Raw genomic sequence first — 590 nt, forward strand, 5'->3', positions numbered from 1 at the left:
TCCTGGCCGTTCATGAGGAACTCGCCGTCACCGGCGATGGTCACGACGCGGCGGCCGGGATGGGCCAGCGAGGCGGCGACGGCGGAGGGGATCGAGTAGCCCATGGAGCCGTTGCGGGCGCTGATCATCGAGGCGTAGCGCTCGGTGGGGAAGTAGCGGTGGGCCCAGTTGGTGTGCTCGCCGGCACCGAGGGTGATCACGGCGTCCTCGGGCAGGGTGGGCACGAGGTTGGCGATCAGGGTGTCCATCCGGGCCTGTCCGCCGGTGGGCTCGGCCGGCGGCAGGGCGGCGAACTTCTCCTGCTCGGCGCGCATGCGCTGGGTCCAGGCCTTCCATTCCTCCTTGACCGGCATGTCCATCATGACCAGGTCGCGGACAAACACGTCCGGCTTGGCCACGATCTGCCAGGAGACCGGGCCGGAGCGGCCGCGCAGGGACGGGTCGATGGTGACCAGGAAGTTCTTCTTGTCCCAGTCCTGCCGGACCAGGAAGCCGTCGGTGATGACGTCGCCCGGGACGGTGCCGACGAAGACCAGCAGGTCCGTCTCTTCGAGCAGGTCGTAGGTGGGCTTGGGCCGGCCGTAGCCGAT

General features: G+C 69.2%; 1 protein-coding gene. It reads right to left on the minus strand.

Annotated elements, in window-relative coordinates; translation table 11 throughout:
• The coding region (locus tag WFH44_RS21335; RefSeq protein ID WP_336716652.1) for a thiamine pyrophosphate-dependent enzyme at positions 1–590 on the minus strand (590 nt) is incomplete at both ends.

The organism is Arthrobacter sp. USHLN218, assembly GCF_037144715.1.
GTDB lineage: Bacteria > Actinomycetota > Actinomycetes > Actinomycetales > Micrococcaceae > Crystallibacter.